This window comes from Mammaliicoccus sciuri (assembly GCF_025561425.1).
GTDB lineage: Bacteria > Bacillota > Bacilli > Staphylococcales > Staphylococcaceae > Mammaliicoccus > Mammaliicoccus sciuri_A.
The window spans coordinates 477,494-496,420 of the sequence record NZ_CP094824.1 but is presented as its reverse complement, the minus strand read 5'-3'; the positions used below and the strand labels follow the sequence as shown (position 1 = coordinate 496,420).

19 protein-coding genes and 2 pseudogenes are annotated in these 18,927 nt (G+C 32.6%); 12 read left to right on the top strand and 9 right to left on the bottom strand.

Annotated elements, in window-relative coordinates; all coding sequences use genetic code 11:
• The first annotated feature begins 224 nt into the window (after positions 1-224).
• The 3 genes from MUA60_RS02380 to MUA60_RS02370 all read left to right on the top strand — a co-directional run bounded on the left by MUA60_RS02380 (position 225) and on the right by MUA60_RS02370 (position 4,214).
• Positions 225-1,589 (top strand): amino acid permease, encoded by a 1,365-nt coding sequence (locus MUA60_RS02380; RefSeq protein WP_070372930.1) that lies wholly within the window; start codon positions 225-227, stop codon positions 1,587-1,589.
• 220 nt (positions 1,590-1,809) lie between these two features.
• Positions 1,810-2,979 carry a hypothetical protein gene (locus MUA60_RS02375; RefSeq protein ID WP_262649492.1) on the top strand — a complete coding sequence of 390 codons (1,170 nt, stop codon included), beginning with the start codon at positions 1,810-1,812 and terminating at the stop codon, positions 2,977-2,979.
• A gap of 17 nt (positions 2,980-2,996) precedes the next feature.
• Positions 2,997-4,214, top strand: coding sequence for a metal-dependent hydrolase family protein (locus MUA60_RS02370; RefSeq protein ID WP_262649490.1), 1,218 nt, complete (start codon positions 2,997-2,999; stop codon positions 4,212-4,214).
• 83 nt (positions 4,215-4,297) lie between these two features.
• On the opposite strand, the gene MUA60_RS02365 is transcribed toward MUA60_RS02370, so the two are convergent.
• Both MUA60_RS02365 and MUA60_RS02360 read right to left on the bottom strand, forming a co-directional pair.
• The gene (locus tag MUA60_RS02365; protein WP_049319530.1) at positions 4,298-5,677 is read right to left on the bottom strand and encodes an NAD-dependent succinate-semialdehyde dehydrogenase; all 1,380 of its coding nucleotides are present in this window, start codon (positions 5,675-5,677) and stop codon (positions 4,298-4,300) included.
• Positions 5,640-6,608 (bottom strand): annotated as a pseudogene (locus MUA60_RS02360) (APC family permease); the annotation flags it as partial. The gene MUA60_RS02365 and the pseudogene MUA60_RS02360, both read right to left, overlap by 38 nt.
• 57 nt (positions 6,609-6,665) lie before the next feature.
• Here MUA60_RS02360 and MUA60_RS02355 point away from each other — a divergent pair.
• Positions 6,666-7,217, top strand: coding sequence for a helix-turn-helix domain-containing protein (locus MUA60_RS02355; RefSeq protein WP_025907016.1), 552 nt, complete (start codon positions 6,666-6,668; stop codon positions 7,215-7,217).
• On the top strand, positions 7,181-8,044 hold the full coding sequence (locus MUA60_RS02350) for an IS3 family transposase (protein WP_262649487.1): 864 nt from the start codon (positions 7,181-7,183) through the stop codon (positions 8,042-8,044). Before MUA60_RS02355 ends, MUA60_RS02350 begins: the two co-directional genes overlap by 37 nt.
• Before the next feature lie 30 nt (positions 8,045-8,074).
• Here the strand turns inward: MUA60_RS02350 and MUA60_RS02345 are convergent.
• Positions 8,075-8,497: pseudogene (locus tag MUA60_RS02345) on the bottom strand (amino acid permease); the annotation flags it as partial.
• Between the two features lie 31 nt (positions 8,498-8,528).
• Positions 8,529-9,815: a 4-aminobutyrate--2-oxoglutarate transaminase gene (gene gabT, locus MUA60_RS02340; RefSeq protein WP_262649485.1), complete on the bottom strand. Its 1,287-nt coding sequence runs from the start codon at positions 9,813-9,815 to the stop codon at positions 8,529-8,531.
• Between the two features lie 101 nt (positions 9,816-9,916).
• Between gabT and MUA60_RS02335 the strand changes: the two genes are divergently transcribed.
• Complete coding sequence (locus MUA60_RS02335) at positions 9,917-10,402, top strand: GntR family transcriptional regulator (RefSeq protein WP_262649484.1); 486 nt, start codon at positions 9,917-9,919, stop codon at positions 10,400-10,402.
• 4 nt (positions 10,403-10,406) lie between these two features.
• Entirely contained in the window at positions 10,407-11,300 is an 894-nt protein-coding gene (locus MUA60_RS02330; protein ID WP_458256609.1) for an aminotransferase-like domain-containing protein, read from the top strand.
• 85 nt (positions 11,301-11,385) lie between these two features.
• Here the strand turns inward: MUA60_RS02330 and MUA60_RS02325 are convergent, their stop codons facing one another.
• Together MUA60_RS02325 and lepB are read right to left on the bottom strand one after the other, a co-directional pair.
• A complete protein-coding gene (locus MUA60_RS02325; protein ID WP_049319526.1) occupies positions 11,386-12,396 on the bottom strand; it encodes an aldose epimerase family protein in 1,011 nt (336 codons plus the stop codon).
• A 62-nt stretch (positions 12,397-12,458) separates the two neighbouring features.
• The gene (lepB, locus tag MUA60_RS02320; protein WP_262649474.1) at positions 12,459-13,046 is read right to left on the bottom strand and encodes a signal peptidase I; all 588 of its coding nucleotides are present in this window, start codon (positions 13,044-13,046) and stop codon (positions 12,459-12,461) included.
• 143 nt (positions 13,047-13,189) lie between these two features.
• On the opposite strand from lepB, the gene MUA60_RS02315 reads away from it, so the two are divergent.
• Positions 13,190-13,438, top strand: coding sequence for a DUF3923 family protein (locus tag MUA60_RS02315; protein WP_049319524.1), 249 nt, complete (start codon positions 13,190-13,192; stop codon positions 13,436-13,438).
• Between the two features lie 88 nt (positions 13,439-13,526).
• Here MUA60_RS02315 and MUA60_RS02310 read toward each other — a convergent pair whose 3' ends face one another.
• Together MUA60_RS02310 and MUA60_RS02305 are read right to left on the bottom strand one after the other, a co-directional pair.
• The gene (locus tag MUA60_RS02310; protein ID WP_262649473.1) at positions 13,527-13,688 is read right to left on the bottom strand and encodes a hypothetical protein; all 162 of its coding nucleotides are present in this window, start codon (positions 13,686-13,688) and stop codon (positions 13,527-13,529) included.
• Between the two features lie 13 nt (positions 13,689-13,701).
• Positions 13,702-13,872, bottom strand: a complete 171-nt coding sequence (locus MUA60_RS02305) for a hypothetical protein (RefSeq protein ID WP_262649471.1) — start codon at positions 13,870-13,872, stop codon at positions 13,702-13,704.
• Positions 13,873-14,091: 219 nt separating this feature from the next.
• Between MUA60_RS02305 and MUA60_RS02300 the strand changes: the two genes are divergently transcribed.
• Positions 14,092-14,271 carry a VraH family peptide resistance protein gene (locus MUA60_RS02300; protein WP_262649469.1) on the top strand — a complete coding sequence of 60 codons (180 nt, stop codon included), beginning with the start codon at positions 14,092-14,094 and terminating at the stop codon, positions 14,269-14,271.
• A 46-nt stretch (positions 14,272-14,317) separates the two neighbouring features.
• Here the strand turns inward: MUA60_RS02300 and MUA60_RS02295 are convergent, their stop codons facing one another.
• A complete protein-coding gene (locus MUA60_RS02295; protein ID WP_262649468.1) occupies positions 14,318-14,926 on the bottom strand; it encodes a YIP1 family protein in 609 nt (202 codons plus the stop codon).
• Between the two features lie 1,024 nt (positions 14,927-15,950).
• Between MUA60_RS02295 and MUA60_RS02290 the strand changes: the two genes are divergently transcribed.
• The 3 genes from MUA60_RS02290 to MUA60_RS02280 are packed head-to-tail and all read left to right on the top strand — an operon-like array spanning position 15,951 to position 18,891.
• Positions 15,951-17,042, top strand: a complete 1,092-nt coding sequence (locus MUA60_RS02290) for an efflux RND transporter periplasmic adaptor subunit (protein WP_262649466.1) — start codon at positions 15,951-15,953, stop codon at positions 17,040-17,042.
• Positions 17,039-17,719: an ABC transporter ATP-binding protein gene (locus tag MUA60_RS02285; protein WP_262649465.1), complete on the top strand. Its 681-nt coding sequence runs from the start codon at positions 17,039-17,041 to the stop codon at positions 17,717-17,719. Before MUA60_RS02290 ends, MUA60_RS02285 begins: the two co-directional genes overlap by 4 nt.
• Positions 17,716-18,891: an ABC transporter permease gene (locus MUA60_RS02280; protein ID WP_262649463.1), complete on the top strand. Its 1,176-nt coding sequence runs from the start codon at positions 17,716-17,718 to the stop codon at positions 18,889-18,891. The genes MUA60_RS02285 and MUA60_RS02280 overlap by 4 nt, the downstream gene beginning before the upstream one ends.
• The last annotated feature ends 36 nt before the right edge of the window (positions 18,892-18,927 follow it).

The following is an 18,927-nucleotide window of genomic DNA, read 5'->3' as shown; positions in this document are numbered from 1 at the left end:
GTTTAAGTTATTCTTATTCTATATCAAATAATTATAAGTACAAAAAATGAGTAAACTTACATTACTCATCATGTTATGTATCCTCACCTTTGTCTTACATTTAAAAACATTTATTTATATTAATATGCAAAATACAAATAATCGTAGTATAATGCTTTTTATATTGTTTTATAAATCTTATTGTTTACATACGTTTTATTGTGTTTAAGGAGAGCGAATTAAAAATGGAAAATCATGAGTTACAAAGAAGTATGTCTAACCGGCATATTCAGTTAATTGCTATTGGTGGCGCGATTGGTACCGGTCTTTTTCTTGGGGCTGGTAAGAGTATTTCACTAGCGGGTCCATCTATTTTATTAGTTTATATTATTATTGGTTTTTTCTTATTTATTATGATGAGAGCTTTAGGGGAATTATTACTTTCAAATAGTAACTACAATTCTTTCATTGATATTGCTGAACATTACTTAGGTCCTTTATTCGGGTTTTTAACTGGATGGACGTATTGGTTTTGTTGGGTTGCAACGGGAATAGCGGATATTACGGCTGTGGCTAAGTATATTCAGTTTTGGTATCCTGATGTTCCTGCATATGTTTCTGCAATTGCGACTGTTGTTATACTCTTAGGTTTAAATCTTATGACTGTAAAATTATTTGGTGAGGTCGAATTTTGGTTCGCACTTATTAAAATTATCGCCATTATATTATTAATTGTCATTGGTTTATGGATGATATTTAATGGCTTTAAATCTAGCACTGGTATTCAATCTGGATTTCATAATTTATATAGCCATAATGGTTTCTTCCCAAATGGTACTATGGGCTTCTTACTGGCATTTCAAATGGCGGTATTTAGCTTTGTAGGAATTGAACTTGTAGGTGTTACAGCTCGTGAAACGAAAGATCCTGAAAAGAATTTACCTAAAGCGGTTAATTCTATCGGTATTCGTATTTTAATTTTCTATGTATTAAGTTTATTAATCATTATGAGTATTACACCATGGAATAAAATTGATCCTGCTGAAAGTCCTTTTGTTAATTTATTTGTATTAGCTGGTATTCCAGCTGCTGCAGGTATTGTTAACTTTGTTGTGTTAACTTCAGCTGCAAGTGCTGCAAACAGTGGATTATTCAGTAATAGTCGTATGGTTTATGGTTTAGGTCAAACGGGTCATGCGCCTGAAGGGTTAAGCAAGACAAATAAACGTGGTGTCCCTTATCCGGCATTGATATTCTCAGGTGTTGTATTATTCTTCGCTGCGATATTAAATTATTTTATACCAGATGACGTATTTACACTCGTTACGACATTAGCTACGATATTCTTTATTTTTATTTGGTCTATCATTTTAATTTGTTATATCAAATTTAGAAGAGAAGACAAATCTTTACACGAAAAATCTAAATTCAAAAATCCATTCGGTGTGATTGGATCATATCTTGCATTAATATTCTTTGTATTTGTATTAGTTATTTTGTTCTTTGCAAATGATACACGTACAGCACTAATGTACTCACCTTTATGGATTATACTATTGCTTGTAGTTTATTATTTGAATCAACGCAAGCAATCTACTTCAAATGAATAAATCTTATAAACAGTAAACATCGTCATATGACATGTTTACTGTTTTTTTATTGAACAAATGTTATATACCATCGAATAATATTTAAATTCTTGTTATATATTGAATGCAATTAATAGTGTAATATTTATCTATATATTCTAAATTTTTAGAAAATACTATTAACTTCTTGATTTAGATATGCTAAAGTTTGACTATTAACTTTAAAAAGGAGGGAATGCTAATGGTTAGTGAACCGCTTATTTCAGCAACAATACTATTCGCATTAATCGTTCTCGGGGAAATTATATCTTATCTTACAAAGGCTCGTGTACCAATGTTATTAACGGCAATGGTCAGTTATTTGCTTTTATCATGGGCAGGCGTCTTACCTGAAAAGATATTAGATAATGCCATTTTACCTTCGCTAGGCGCGCTTATTATTGCACCAGTTATCATGCATATGGGTACAATGATGCCGCTTCATATACTTAAATCACAATGGAAAGCAGTTGTTATATCAATATTAGGTATTTTGGGTTCTACAACCTTAATATTAGTCTTCGTTACACTCCTATTTGATTTCCGTACTGCCGCTTCAGGAGTTGGACCTATTGCTGGAGGTATCGTCGCGCTGCTCATCACAGTCGAAAAACTTCAAGATTTAGGATTGGCCAATCTCATTGTTTTACCAGCTATCGTGCAAGCACTTCAAGGTGTTATCGGTATGCCATTAAGTTCTATTCTTATGAAACGCTATTCAAAATATTACTTAGCAAATAGACATTCAGACAAAAATGTCGCTAATATTTCTAACAAAAATGAACCTAAGAAAGAAACGATATTTAATAAGAATCCGTTACTTCAAAACAATGTTATCAGACTCTTTATTATGTTCTTCTTAGCAAGTATTGCTTTCATGATTGGTGAAGTAACAGGCATTCACTTCACACTCATCAGTTTATTATTTGGTGTTATCGGTTTGAAAATTAGCTTGTTTGAACAAAAAGAACTGGAACGTAATCAATCATTCACAATTATGATGGTTATTATCATTTTAATCGTTATCGGTTCTATGGGCGGCATTAAACCACATGATTTATGGGAATACCTACCTGCTATTTTATCCATTCTTGTTATAGGTACAATTGGTATTTTAATTGGTGGATTTATCGGTGCTAAATTAATTGGTTGGAAACCAACTAAAGCATTGCCAGTTGCTTTAACCGCATTGTATGGTTTCCCAGGTGATTTTATTTTATGTGAAGAAGTCAGTCGATCTGTTACTGATAATGAGGAAGACAGAGAAGATGTATTTAATGAGTTATTGAGCCCAATGATTATTGGTGGGTTTACAACAGTTACAGTTGCATCCGTTATTTTAACATCTATATTAATGAACTTTATTAAGTAATTGAGGAGGACATAGATATGATTATAAAAAACATCAATTTAATAGACGGTACTGGAAAAGACATTCAACGAGGTGTTGATATAAAAGTTGAAAATAATGTCATTTCTGAAATTGGTACTCATTTAAATGGAGATAATATAATAGAAGGAAATGGTCAATATCTATTACCAGGCATGATTGATAGTCATGTTCATGTTATGTTGGAAATGGAACCTTTAGAGAGAAGATTAGCGACACCTTTTTCATATAACTTCTACAAAGCAATTGATCATTTAAAACGAACAGTTGATGCAGGTGTTACAACCGTTCGAGATGCTTTAGGAGCAGATTTAGGTTTAAAAGAAGCTGTGAATGATGGTTTAATACTCGGACCGCGTTTACAGATAAGTGTCAACGCATTAACCATTACAGGTGGTCATGGGGACAGTTATACTAAATCCGGTATACAACTACCTATTTTGCAAGATGGCTATCCTGGTTTACCGAGTGGCATATGTGATGGTGTGAATGAAGTTCGTAAAAAAGCACGCGAAATGTTAAGAGCTGGTGCTGATGTATTAAAAGTACATGCAACGGGTGGTGTAACAAGTGCAACTGACCATCCAGATTATACGCAATTCTCATTAGAAGAATTAAAAGTCATTGTAGAAGAAGCGCAATTTAGAAATAATCGAAAAGTTATGGCGCATGCTCAAGGGTTGCAAGGTGTTAAACAATGTATAGAAGCAGGCATTCACTCAATTGAGCATGGTATATATTTAGATGATGAAGCAGTTCAATTAATGAAAGAAAAAGAAATGTATCTCGTACCTACATTACTCGCACCTCTTTCTGTTATAGAATTCGCTGAAGAATTAGGTATGAGTGAAAATTCTATTAAGAAATCTAAACAAGTTATGCAAGACCATATTGATAGCTTTAAGAAAGCACATCATGCTGGTGTGAAAATAGCAATGGGTACAGATGCAGGTGTATTCAAACATGGAACTAATTTAAGAGAATTAGAACTTATGGTTGAACACGGCATGACAGAAATGGAAGCCATTGTTTCGTCTACTAAGACAGCTGCTGAATGTTTAGGTTATGACGAAGACTTAGGTACAATTGAAGTAGGCAAGAAAGCAGACTTCATTATACTAGATCAAAATCCTTTAGAAGACATCAAAGTATTAAGAGATCCAAATAACATTAAAGTCGTTTCCATAGACGGTCAAATTGTCAAAGACATTAGATAATATCATAGTATTTAAAAATGTATTCTAGAAATAGATACATATGAGAACCCCCTAAAAGTGGTCACTTTTAGGGGGTTCATTTATTACATATTACCGATTGATAAATATTTAGTTTCTAAATAAGGCTCGATACCTTCGATACCGCCTTCACGACCATATCCACTTTCTTTAAATCCTCCAAATGGCGCATGCGCTGCTGATGGCGCACCATCATTCCAACCTATCACACCGAAATCAAGCTTCTTATAAATGTCAAAGCCTGTACGATAGTCATTCGTGAAGAAATAAGCCGCTAAACCATATTCTGTATCATTGGCAACTTTAATAACTTCATCTAAGTCTTCGTATGCCATGACTGCTGCGATTGGTCCGAATGTTTCTTCGTGCATCACTTTCATTTCAAGATTTGCTTGTCTAATAACGACTGGCTTTAAGAAATTTCCACCTAATTTTAATTGTTCTAATGGTAATGACAATTCTCCACCATTTTGAACAGCATCTTCAATTTGGTCAATAACTTTATCTACAGCTTGTTGATTAATGAGTGGACCCATTTCAACGCCTTCTTCTAAGCCATTTCCTACATTTAATGCATTTACTTTTTCAGTTAAACGTTCTGTATAAGCTTCTTCTATATCTTGGTGTACATAAATTCTATTTGCGCTTATACAAGTTTGACCTGAATTTCTAAATTTAGTCGCTATTGTTTGATCAACTGCTAATTCAATATCTGCATCTTTATGAACAATAACTGGTGCTAATCCACCTAATTCCATCGTGACATTTTTAACTGTATTTGCAGAATCTTTTATTAAATGTTTACCGACTGGTGTAGATCCTGTGAATGTTATCTTCTGTATAATTGGACTTTCAGTAAATATTCTACCTGCGTCTTTACCGCTTAATACAACATATTGAATGGCTTCTTCAGGAATACCTGCTTCATGTGCCAATTCAACCATTCTTATCGTCGTTAATGGTGTTTCTAAAGCTGGTTTACAAACAATTGTACAACCTGCTGCTAATGCTGGCGCCATTTTTCTCGCAATCATTGCTGCTGGGAAATTCCAAGGTGTGATTGCACCAACAACACCTACAGGGAACGGATCAGTGATAATCTTTTTACCTTTTTGATTAGCAGGTATTGTCTTACCATAAATACGTTTTGCTTCTTCTTGATACCATTGAATGTAACTATTCGCATAGGCAACTTCGCCTAATGCTTCTTTATAAGGTTTACCATTCTCTAATGTAATTAATTCCGCTAATTCTTCTTTATGTTCATCAATTAATTGATACCATTTTAATAAAAGAGATGAACGTTCATGTGCGTCTTTTTCACGCCATGATTCATATGCAACTTGCGCTTTATCAATTTGTTGAATGGCTTCTTCTTCAGAAGTATAAGGAATCGACTTAACGACTTCATTCGTTGCTGGATTGTATACTTTTAGCTGTTTCAAATACTTCATCCCCTTTTGATTTAGTTAAATATAATACTGCTGCTATGCCATACCATACGAATACGATAATCCATTCATGTGGCCAAATAAGTGATGAAGGCATTCCTGGTAAATAAATTGCGATAAATGCAATACTTAAAATAACAGCAATCCAACCGACTACTTTACCACTTTTAATACGATATGGTCTTTCTAAATTAGGTTCACTTTTTCTTAATTTCAAAAATGCACAAGCAACTAAGAAATAACCTAATAAAACACCGATTCCACCAGCATCAACAATCCATACTAATGCAGGACGACCTAATAATGGTGCAACAAATGCTAATACACCAAGGAATATAATACCGTGTGTTGGTGTTTTGTATTTAGGGTGAATGTATGCAAACCACTTAGGAATCATATTATTTTTCGCCATCGCATATAAAATACGACTACCACCGATAATAAATGCATTCCAACTTGTGATAATACCAGCAATTCCACCTAATACGAGTAATATACCAAATCCACTTGATCCAAATAAATTCACCATTGCATCTGCCGTAGCTAATTCACTTGTACTTAATTGACTTGGTGTTAAACCAGTCGCAACACCAAACACAATTAATAAATAGAAGATAACCGATGCTATAATAGAGATAACTAAAATACCACCTATTTTTTTAGAAGGTGCTTTTACTTTTTCAGCTATTTGTGGAATAACATCGAACCCTACAAATAAGAATGGAATCATGATCAGAACAGACATTGTCCCACCTACACCACCATTAAATAATGGTTTAAGATGTGTAAAGTCACCATTGAAACCTGCACCAAAGAATAATAATAAACCTACGCCTACAATAAATATTGTAAAAACAGTCTGCATAACTGCAGCTGGTTTAACGCCAAAGTAGTTTAATGATGTTAATATAACACTACCTATAGAACGGTACTGCACCCCTAAAGTTAGAGTAAAAAAACTAACTTTAGGGGGTGTTTTAATATGACAAAATATAGTGATGAATTTAAGTTGAAAGTTGTAAGAGATTATCTAGATGGCCATTATGGTTATCGAAAATTAGCTAAAAAATATAATATACCTGATAAAATTATTATACGAACATGGGTAAAAGCCTTTCAATCATTCGGTGTAGATGGCATTAAAAAGAAACAGAAAAAGACAGTTTATTCTGTTACATTCAAAATAAATGTATTAAACTATATGAAAAGAACAGGCGATTCCTTCCAAGATACAGCGATTAAATTTGGCCTAAATACCCCATCTATTATTGTGCGCTGGAAAAAGATATATGACAAAGAAGGTGTGGAAGGACTCGAAAAGCCGAAAGGACGACCTCCCATGAAAAAGAAGAAACAGAAGAAATCTAATCAAAACCTATCACGAGAAAAAGAGTTAGAGCTAGAAAATGAAAATCTTCGATTAGAGAATGCTTATTTAAAAAAGTTGAACGCTTTTCGAGAGAATCCGAGTGCCTTTCTAGAAAAGCACAAGCAGCAGTGGCATTCGAACTCAAAGAAGAAGGATTCAAATTAAAAGATATCTTAGTAAAGGTTGGTATACCAGAAGCAACCTATCATTACCATGCCAAACAATTACAAAAGGAAGATTTAGATAAAGGTTGGAAGAAAAAGATCATTGAACTTTTTCAAAAACACAACGGTAAATACGGCTATCGTCGTATATATTTAGCTTTGAGAAATCAAGGTTATCTCATTAACCATAAGAAAGTACAACGAATTATGCGAGAACTAGGATTAAAATGTCAAAAATTCACACGTAAATCACGCTATCAATCATACAAAGGTACAGTTGGTAAAGTGGCTGAAAATCGCTTGAATCGTAGATTCCATACATCTATTCGACTTCAAAAATTAGTGACAGATATCACTGAATTTAAATGTGCTGAAGAACAAAAATTATATCTCATCCCTATTATGGATTTATACAATGGGGAAATCATTTCTTATGGTATATCCAGAAGACCAACATTAGACTTAGTACTTCAATCATTGGATAAAGCAGTTACAATCATTAAGCATGAAGCACCATATCGTACGACGATACATTCTGATCAAGGTTGGCATTATCAGCATAATGCATGGATTAGAAGATTATCGGAACAAAGGATTTATCAAAGTATGTCACGTAAAGCGACGTGTGCGGATAATGCTTCTATGGAGAATTTCTTTGGCATCATGAAGCAGGAAATGTATCATGGAGAAGAACTTGTTAACTATGAAACATTAAAAAGAAGAATTGAGGATTACATCTATTGGTATAACAATGAACGTTTGAAATTAAAATTGGCTGGACGAAGTCCAGTACAATACCGAACTCAATCCAGCCAATTAATAGCATAATGGAAACTCTAACTTTGGGGGTCACTACCAACCGATGAGTACCCAAGTTAAGTAAACATCCCAGCCAGCTAAATTCCATAATAAACCAGAATGTTCAAATGGTATGACATAGTCTATAACAGTTGGCAATGCGACTGCTTCAAAAGTAATAACAGATACATAGCCAAATAGCACTGACCAACCAGATATAAATGCTACGCCAGGACTAAATGCTTTCTTAACGAAGACAAATCCGCCACCTGTTTCAGGAATTGCAGAGGCAATCTCTGCGTATGTTAATCCAATAAAAATTACTAATAATCCACCAATTACAAATGCGATAATACTACCTAGAAATCCTGCTTGTGAAATCCATTCTCCCGAAAGAACAACCCAGCCCCATCCAAGCATGGCGCCAATCGCGAGAAATAGTACGTCTGCTATGTTCATTGATTTATTAAATTGAGAATTCATAATTATACCCCATTTTTATTGGTCAAATTTCTTAAAGACTAGATTCTAAGATTGATAATCCTTTGTTTAATTCTTGATCTGTAATGACTAACGGTGCTAAAAATCGAATCACATTTCCGTTAATACCAGCTGATAATAATAATAAACCATTTTCATTTGCTGCTTTAACGATTTGTGACGCTTTAACTTTATCAGGTGATTGCGTTTCTGGATCGACAATTTCCATTGCGACCATTGCGCCTAATCTACGAATATCTCCTATAAATGAATGTTCTAATTTAAATGCTTCTAATCTTGATTGAATTGTTGTACCAAGTTGTTCAGCTTTAGCATTTAAGTTTTCTTCTTCAATAATTTCAATTACTTTTAATGCCGCTTCACATGCAAGTGGATTTCCTGCATATGTACCACCAATTTCACCTGGATTTGGGCTGTCGATAATTTCACTACGTCCTACAACGCCACTTAATGGGAATCCTGCTGCTAGAGATTTTGATACAGTCATTAAATCTGGAATAACATCAAAATGCTCAATTGCAAATGTCTTACCAGTACGTGCAAAGCCGGTTTGAATTTCATCTGCAATAAATACGATACCATGTTCTTCACAAATGTCTTTTAATGCATGAATAAATTTCTTATCTGGAATGATAAATCCACCTTCACCTTGTACTGGCTCAATAACTACACATGCCACTTCTGAAGGGTCCACTGTTGCGATAAAGAAATTCTTCAAATCTTTAATGACTGAATCTATGTATGCCTCATCACTTAATCCTTCAGGTTTATCTGCTAAATAAGGATATGGTGCTTGATATACTTCTGGTGCAAATGGGCCAAATCCAAATTTGTATGGTCTTACCTTACTTGTCATAGACATTGTTAAATTTGTTCTTCCGTGGAAGCCTCTAATAAATGATACAACTTGCTGTCTACCTGTATATTTTCTAGCGATTTTCACAGCGTTTTCTACTGCTTCTGCACCAGAATTTAGTAATACTGTTTTCTTTTTATGGTCACCTGGTGTAATTTCTGCTAATTTCTCTGCTAATTTAATATAACTTTCATACATAATGACATTGAAACCAGGTAAAATAAATCTTTCAAGCTCGTTTTTTAAATGTTCAGTTATTTTAGGATGTGAATGACCAACGTTTAACGTACCAATTGCTCCTGCAAAGTCAATCCACTCTTTACCGTCTTTATCTGTAACTGTTGCCCCTTTTGCAAAATCAGCAATATGTGTATTACCATTACTGACACCTCTTGCTACATATTCGTTACGTAAAGATTCTAATTGTTCTTGAGTCTTACCCATCAAAATCCCTCCTATTGTTTATTTAGTACATATTAAAAAAAGATTGGTATAATGAAAAGTACCAGTTTTTAATTTTTAATAGTACCAGAGGGGCGAACGATATGACTCAAACTTACAAATATAGAGAAATTTATCTCAAATTAAAACAAGATATACTCTCTCAGAAATATAACAGTCATGAAAAATTACCATCTAAAAGACAACTTTCAATTGATTTAAATGTCAGTATTAACACTGTTAAGAATGCTTATGAACAACTTTTCGCTGAGGGCTATATTTATACAAAGGAAAGACAAGGATACTTTGTTGAAGCATTAAATAAGTTAATCATTCAAGATCAACATATTACGCAACCTTTAAACAATAACCCAACTCAAATTAAATCTTCATATCGTTATTCTTTATCGCATATGACAACAGACATCTCACAATTTCCAATAGACTTATGGTCAAAATATGTGAAAGAAGCTTTTCACCTTTTCAAGCATGAAATGTCAGAAATCCCTGTATATAAAGGACCGCTTGAGCTAAGAAAATCAATCGCTCAATTGATTTCATACAAAAAGAGGTGTCGTCTGTTACCCTGAACAAATCATTGTCGGATCAGGGACAGCGAACTTATTGAGCAGTTTATTCAAAGCATTTTCAAACAATCAAAAAATTGCTATCGAAAATCCTGGGTATTCACGAATGAGAAAGCTATTGATCGGCATGGGACAGGATGTCGTTAATATTCCGCTAGACAACAAAGGGTTATCTGTTGAACATGTTAAAGAGGCAAAGCCTGATTTTGTCGTGACAACACCTTCTCATCCATTTCCAACAGGTACCATAATGCCGATTTCAAGAAGAATTGAATTACTCAACTGGGTAACGGAACATAATAAATATATTATAGAAGACGATTATGATAGTGAATATAAATATGGAACAGACAATATTCCTTCATTGTATAGTTTAGATAAGAATGAACGTGTCATATATTTAGGTACATTCGCGAAGACATTAATGCCAAGTTTGAGAATAAGTTATATGGTCTTACCCTATTCACTCTTATATAAATTCGATGCGATAACAGATACATCCATTACAGATTTAAGCTTAATAAATGCCTACGCCCTACATTTATTTATTAAATCCGGAAACTATGAGAAATATATTCGTAAAATGCATCATACTTATACTGAAAAGAGAGAGCTTTTTCTAAAAGTATTAAAAAGGGCATTTAAAGAAGACGTCTCGATTTACGACATGGAGGCAGGACTGCATTTTCTAATTAATATTAAGACAGACTTAAGTTACCAAGAGATTGAACAAAAGGCGCATGACCACGATATAGAATTATATACGATTAGACGTTTCATGGCTGATGAACCTGAAAACACACCATTTAAGACACTTATTATTGGATTTGCGAAAATAAATCGAGAAGATATCGAACCTGCTATTTTAAAATTAAAAGACATTATTTATGAAAGTCATTGATAAATAAGACATAAAAAATACTTTCATAACCAACGCTTCTAAACAAGATTGGTCATGAAAGTATGATTGTCTTCTATTATATAAACTATTTCTTATAATTGATTTGATAACTTGTGACACTATTAAATGTGTCGCTTTTTCTTAAAATTGATGGTGCTGCTTCATTTAATAAATTAATATCATTAGGTAGTGATTGCGTTTCTAATGTGAAGCCACCATGTACATTAATAGAGTCTTTGAGATCATTCCAATCTACATCGTTCAATGTAAATATGACAACGTCATTCTGATCAGTCGTCATTTCAAGTTCCAATTCATCATTCGACACTTTGAAAGTGCCATCTTCTAATGTCACTGGATGATCGATACCATTAAATTGATTGATTTGTTGTAATCCACTTTCAAATAATTCTTTAAAAGTTATACTTTCTTTACCAATTTCTACATTAATATTCTCTGTATCGAGAGATTCTACAATTTGATTATCTTTAAGCGGATATAATTGAACGTTATGATGAAGTTGATGGTTTTCAATAGATGCATTTGTTTCATTCAAATTAAAATACACATGATTCATCGGATTTAATAAAGTATCTTCAGTACTCGTTGCTTCATATATAATCGACCACTTCAAATTCGTTAAATCATATTGATGTGTTACGGTCATATCAATATCACCTGGGAAATGATCAATTGAATGTTTCAATTCTACATGATATACAATACGGACAACATCATCTTCATTAACAATGTCATAATCACATACTTGAGTATATAAACCGTTAGAGCCACCATGTAAATTATGCACACCATCATTTTGTTCAAGCTGATAGGATTCACCATTTAATACAAACTGACCATTTTCAATTCTGCCACCATATCTTGCAACAGTCGCACCAAAGAAATAAGGATTTTGCTCATAATATTCTATTAAATCATCGCTTTCAGTCGGACCAAGGATAACGGATCTACCATCAATTTTCCAATCGACAATCCGCATACCAAAATTCGTGAATTGAACCTTTGAACGCTCATCATAGATTGTAATCAAATCTATATTCTTCTCTTTATCTAAAGTCTCAATCTCAAATGACATTAGCCTCATCCTATTCTATAAAGTCTACATGCAGTTAATTAAAGTTTAGCATATTGTTCCAATCAATTCTCATTTACATGATCAAACGAATCAGCGTAAAAGTCATATTTCATATTATTCGTTGGTAAAATTCTTATTTTAGCTTTTCCTACAATTTGTTCGTCGGTAATGAGCCCAACATCTTGACGACTATCGTTACTATTCAAACGATTATCACCGAGGACTAAATATTTACCTTCTGGAATTACTTTTTCACCTTCAGAATTTTTTGTTTCTGATACATCAAAGTTTTCCGTTAAATATTCCGTGAACTTATGCTTCTTATTAAAATCTAAATAAGGTTCTGCAACTTTTTCATGATTGATATATAATTGATCGTTCTTATAACTGACAGTATCTCCAGGTACACCAATTAATCTCTTAATATAATCCTTTTCTTCATTCGCATGAAAAATAATCACCTCACCTCTATCAATCGTACCAAGCGTTTTCGAAATTTTACTAACAATCAAATTGTCTTTATCATTAAACGTAGGATACATAGACTGTCCATGCACCTCATATCTACTAAATAAAAAAGTCGTAATAAGCCACGCCACAACAATAGCGACAACGATAGACGCAACCCATTCCATTAAATTCTTAACCACTATATCCCTCCTCAAACTCATATTATTATCTACATGTTATTCAAACCATATCATATATTCAAGCATTCTTCCCTTTATTGCCCATTTAATATTTAAATGATAATATTAAATTAATATATTATATACTGAAAAGAGGCATTCTCATGAAAGTATCATGGATATTGTGGTGGATTTTAACAATCATTGAAGTTGGTGCATTTTTAATGTTCTCAATCTTTTTATGGTTTAGAGAAGTCGATGCCACTGGAGCTGTGCAAACAACAGAATTAAAATGGTTCTCTATCGGTATCATGGCAACACTTTTTATCATTCCATTCTTAACACAACTCGTATGGTTAATCGTCAATCTCATCACTTCTAAAAAGTTAAAAGCTCAAAATCAAAATATGTAAATATAAATTAACGATACACTCTGACACTTTTCACTTAAATAAGAGATAAAGTTATAGAGTGTATCGTTTGTTTTTTAAAAGAGCCACCTCAATTTATGACCTTTTTTACTACTTTATATGCAGCTATTATAAAGAGAAATATTGAAACTCCCCATAATACTGGAGATAAATTGGTTAAACTTCCTTCTAAATTAGTTGCGATAACTGGAAGTATACCTGCTATTAATATTAATAAAATAATTTGTTTCATAAAGATTCACCCTTTAGTACTTTATTCTTTGTTTTGGCCATCCTAAATAAATAGCAAAGATAATAAAAATCGCACCAACAACTATAGATCCTTTATAAATATTATGTTCTTTTCTACGTTTTATACCAACTACTACAATAACTAAACCTAATATAAATGAAAGTAACATTATATAAAAACCCATGTGACACACCTCTTTCGTTGTTAATATTATTTTAAATTCTCAAAAACTTATGATATTCATAATATATTTATTTATAATATAAATGTAACATTTTATATATAATTATGGTAATCATATATATTAAAGAGATAAAAATGACATCTATTTTACCAGTAATTATATGAGATGGTATAATATAAAATGAATAATTTCACATAAATTATCTATGGAGGGTTAATCATGAAAGTAAAAGAATTACTTCAGAAAAGTTTCAACGATTTACTTGAATTAGAATTAACGGGTTATAATATAGCAGTTGTACTAGTTGCAGTTCTTGTCTTAAGCGTCTTAATCACACCTTTATTTGGAATTCCTGTTGGCCTTTTAGGTGGCGCGTATTACTTAAAAAATTATAAATAATATTTAAAGCCCGTTTCCTTGAAAACGGGCTTTATTGATCAATTCATTATATACTTGCTTGAATTAAACCTATTCCAATTACGACAACAAGATAAATCACAGTCCATATTACTGCTGTCTTTCCTTTAAATCTACTTGTTGCATATAATACAACTCCAAATAAATATGCTGCTAATAATATTGATAAATCAAATACACCGAGATAATCATTACTTTGGCTAAATACTGCCAAACTTGTAATAGAGTGTTTAACTGGATCTAAACCTACAATTGCTATAATAGCTATAACGATGAGATTAAAGATTGTTGTAATTAATTTTACAAATGTTGTAGCTGCAAATAAACTTGAAGCTTTTACATCAGATTTCATAATTTTTGAGATAATAAGAAAAATTAGAAATGAAAAAGCAATGCCTATAATTGGTGCTAAAATACCACCTATGTATGCAAATACTGTAGTAAATGTAGACATTTGATCAATTTCAGTTTCACTTAATCCAGCTTCTTTTAAATCAGCAGTAAGATCAGTTGTTATTGATGTAATCCATATTGAAGCAACTGATAAAATAATGACCAAAATCATATTTAACAACCACTTAGGTCGTTCTCTATAGTTGTTTAAAGTTGGTGCAAATAATAAATTTGAATGTTTCATCACTATACTCCTTTGCTTTTTGTATAATTTAAGGTTAACATTCATAAAGCATTAATAAAATAGTTAATTATATAATTAATATTCTTAAATTTTATAATCGTTATTTAATTTTTGCATAGAATATGATATTCATGTACTTCTTAAAGAACTACTCAAATTAAATATTCATATGATCACTCAACAGAAATAGACAAAATATACCAAATTATGCTATTATGTAAATGAAAAAGACAACGTGCTGTAACACGTTGCTTGTGAGCCCGTTAAAAAGACGGTGACTGTTTCAAAAGTTAAAGTTTAATAAATTTAACCATCGAACCGATCAAAGTTAGCGATGGTTATTTTTTATGGTTATTGTTACTAATTAGTACTAAACTAATGATCGAAATAACAATCATTAGTATTTCATAATCAGTCATATTACTCCTTTCTAGGAGTTGAAACCATTATCATAGGCATCACCCCTTCATTTAAGAGATTAGCCACCATCTATCTAACTTGCTCTGTTATATTATACCAATTTCCCATTATTTGTAACATTATTTTTAGGTTGTTATAGACAAAATGTCTATATTTATTGTATAATATATGCATAAAAAGGTAACGTGCTGTCACACGTTGCCTGTGGCCCGTCAAAAAGACGGTGGATTTTTGATTAGGTTAAAAATAACCATTTAAACCTCCAAAGTTAAAAACAATTATTTTTTATGGCGATTATTACTAATTAGTACTAAACCAATTTCACAGGTGTTACCCACCTTCTTTAAAAGGGGGATTCACCATTTAACCATCGATTTTTCCAAAGTTAGCGATGGTTATTTTTTTGTGCTTTTTTATGGATATTTTTAATTTTACGCTCTATCACTCATGTATAATTCCACTATTGTTTGTGAATTACATAAAAAACCATGAATAATTAATTACAAATTTAATATTCTTAAATCTCATAAGTATTATTTTTTATTGTTCCTAACTGTGGTAACATTTCCCATGTGAGAATAAAAATATATAGGAGTGGAATAAGTTGAAGCGTAAATTATTTTGGATAATCGGGATTATCGTTATCATTTTGTTAGTTGTTGTTGCGCTTATTGTAAAACAAACGACAAATGACACAGACGATAAAAAAGATGGTTATGATACATATAAAGTTAAAAAGGAATCTCCTTTAAGTATTTCTGGTAAGGCTGCACCTACTAAAATTAAAACTTATAACAATAATGATCAGCTAGGAGAATTTGTGAGTACAGTTGTTGAAGATGGTCAATCTGTTAAACAAGGTGATCAATTGATTAACTATAATGTAAATGATCAAAAGCGCCAAGATTTACAAGATAAAGTAAATGCTGCACAAAACAAAGTGGATCAAGACTACCAAAATATTAATCAGCAACCGAACAATAATGATTTACAAAACACTTTATCTAAGGATTTAAATACATTAAGTGAATCTAACAAGCAATTATCGCAGTACGATCGTCAAGTAAACGAAAGTATGTATGCTTCATTTGATGGTAAAGTCGAAATGGAAAATGATAATGACGCTAACAGTGGTGAAGCGATTTTAAAATTAGTCGCAAGTGAACCTCAAATCAAAACTTCTGTATCTGAATTTGATATTACTAAAATTAAGGTTGGCGATGCAGTTAATGTAACGGTGAACAGTACTGGCGAACAAGGTAAAGGGAAAGTGACAAAGATTTCTGAATTACCTACAAGTTACGATGATAGTAACCAAAGTGAATCGATGAATACTGCAGATCCAGAAAGTGAGACAACGCAGACATCTAATCCTGTTTCTAATAATCCAAGTGTTGGTAAAGGCAACTCTAAATATCAAGTAACGATTGGTAAATTAGACATTTCTGTTCGTAGTGGTTTCTCAACTGAAGGAGAAATTCCTTTAGATACGATTAAATTACCTAAGTCTGTATTAACAAAAGGCAATCATGTATTTGTTATCGATAAAAATCATAAAGTTCATAAACGACATATTAATATTAAACGACAAAACGGTGAAATCTATGTTGAGAAAGGACTTAAATCTGGCGATAAACTGATCATCTCACCTAAGAAAACATTAAATAATGGTGAAAAGGTTGATATAGCATCATGATTAATTTAGTAAATGTTAATCGACACTTTAAAAACGGAGAAGAAACAAATCATATATTGAAAGATATTAATATATCTATTGATACAGGTGAATTTATCGCGATTATGGGCCCTTCAGGTTCTGGGAAAAGTACACTAATTAATATTTTAGGGTTTATAGATAGAGGGTACACAGGTGAATATCTGTTTGATGATGAGAATTATCAACAAGTTTCAGATAATAAGCTTGCCTTTATTAGAAATAAAACAGTCGGTTTTGTCTTTCAAAATTTTAAATTGATACAAAATAATACGATTATGGAGAATGTTAGTATCCCCCTATTATATTCAGGTATGTCTTCAAAAGAACGTAAACAACGTGTTGAATCTGTCTTAAAAGACGTTGGAATAGCAGATAAAAAACATCTTGTACCGAATAAGTTATCGGGTGGTCAACAACAACGTGTCGCCATCGCGCGCTCGATTGTCAATAAACCTAAATTCATTATTGCTGATGAACCAACAGGTGCGCTTGATTCTCAAACTTCTAAAGATATTATGGATTTATTTGTGCGACTTAATCGTGAACAAAATACAACCATGATTATTGTTACGCATGATCGTAAAGTAGCTGAACAAACTGATCGCGTGATACACATATTAGATGGCCGTGTTCAGCGAGAAGAGGTGATAGAATGAAGAACTTACCGAATATCATATCAGTCTCTCTCAAATCTATCATGAAGAATAAACGCCGTAACATCTTTACGATGATTGGTATTATTATCGGTATAGCTGCAGTCATTACCATTATGTCTTTAGGTAATGGTTTTAAAAAGACGGCATCTGATGAATTTGCAGATACGGGTGCGAGTAAAGGACAAGCTATGATTAGCTTCATGCCTGAAAATATGGAAGGCTCTAAAGAAAATCCATTCGACAAACAAGATATTGAGCTCGTCAAACAAATAGACGGTGTCACAGATGCTAAAATTAAAGAAGATGACAGTCAAAGTTATGGAGCAAAAATGACCAATTCACAAAAGCAATCTGACATCAATATCTTTAAAAAAGACCTTGTCGATAATGCATCTGAAGGTAAAGGATTCACACAATCAGATAATGAATTGAAAGAAAAAGTCGTCACAATCGATCAAACAATCGCTAAAAAAGCGTTCAAAGGTGACGCGATTGGCAAGACGTTATTTATAGATGACCAAGGATTTAAAATTATAGGTATTGTCAATAATCCTATGTATGAAAATACAGTCAATATGCCTAGCGAAACATTCAATCGATATATGGGAGACTTAAGTCAGGAACTTCCACAACTTGAATTAAAAGTAGATAACGATGATAACAAAAAAGAAATCGCTAATAAGGCAGCTAAGCTCTTAAATAAAAGAGGTTCGGGCATGAGCGAAGGTAGTTATCAGTATTCAGATATGGAAGAAGTCATGAAAAGTATTACACAAGTATTCGATGCCATTACGTACTTTGTTGCAGCAGTAGCAGGAATTTCATTATTCATTGCTGGTATAGGTGTGATGAATGTTATGTATATTTCAGTCGCTGAACGTACAGAAGAAATTGCGATAAGACGTGCATTTGGGGCTAAAGGTCGAGACATTGAAATACAATTCTTAATAGAAAGTATCGTGCTATGTCTAATCGGTGGCATTATAGGTTTAATCATAGGTATCTTGATTTCTAAACTTGTAGAAGCCGTTACACCTGATATGGTTCAAAGTGTTGTGAGTCTAGGATCTATTTTACTTGCTGTCGGCGTTTCAACGTTAATTGGTATTGTATTTGGTTGGATACCAGCAAGGTCAGCATCTAAGAAAGAACTAATAGATATAATTAAATAGTTTAAATATAATTTAACCGCCACCTGAGTTGTCGTC

Excerpts from the sequence above, each read along its gene's own strand:
- MUA60_RS02300 (WP_262649469.1), top strand. The coding sequence starts at position 14,092 with ATGAAAGTAAAAGAATTACTTCAGAAAAGTTTCAACGATTTACTTGAA.
- MUA60_RS02305 (WP_262649471.1), bottom strand. The coding sequence starts at position 13,872 with ATGGGTTTTTATATAATGTTACTTTCATTTATATTAGGTTTAGTTATT.
- MUA60_RS02325 (WP_049319526.1), bottom strand. The coding sequence starts at position 12,396 with ATGTCATTTGAGATTGAGACTTTAGATAAAGAGAAGAATATAGATTTG.
- MUA60_RS02315 (WP_049319524.1), top strand. The coding sequence starts at position 13,190 with ATGAAAGTATCATGGATATTGTGGTGGATTTTAACAATCATTGAAGTT.
- MUA60_RS02380 (WP_070372930.1), top strand. The coding sequence starts at position 225 with ATGGAAAATCATGAGTTACAAAGAAGTATGTCTAACCGGCATATTCAG.
- MUA60_RS02310 (WP_262649473.1), bottom strand. The coding sequence starts at position 13,688 with ATGAAACAAATTATTTTATTAATATTAATAGCAGGTATACTTCCAGTT.
- MUA60_RS02280 (WP_262649463.1), top strand. The coding sequence starts at position 17,716 with ATGAAGAACTTACCGAATATCATATCAGTCTCTCTCAAATCTATCATG.
- MUA60_RS02285 (WP_262649465.1), top strand. The coding sequence starts at position 17,039 with ATGATTAATTTAGTAAATGTTAATCGACACTTTAAAAACGGAGAAGAA.
- MUA60_RS02375 (WP_262649492.1), top strand. The coding sequence starts at position 1,810 with ATGGTTAGTGAACCGCTTATTTCAGCAACAATACTATTCGCATTAATC.
- MUA60_RS02355 (WP_025907016.1), top strand. The coding sequence starts at position 6,666 with ATGACAAAATATAGTGATGAATTTAAGTTGAAAGTTGTAAGAGATTAT.
- MUA60_RS02295 (WP_262649468.1), bottom strand. The coding sequence starts at position 14,926 with ATGAAACATTCAAATTTATTATTTGCACCAACTTTAAACAACTATAGA.
- gabT (WP_262649485.1), bottom strand. The coding sequence starts at position 9,815 with ATGGGTAAGACTCAAGAACAATTAGAATCTTTACGTAACGAATATGTA.
- MUA60_RS02335 (WP_262649484.1), top strand. The coding sequence starts at position 9,917 with ATGACTCAAACTTACAAATATAGAGAAATTTATCTCAAATTAAAACAA.
- MUA60_RS02370 (WP_262649490.1), top strand. The coding sequence starts at position 2,997 with ATGATTATAAAAAACATCAATTTAATAGACGGTACTGGAAAAGACATT.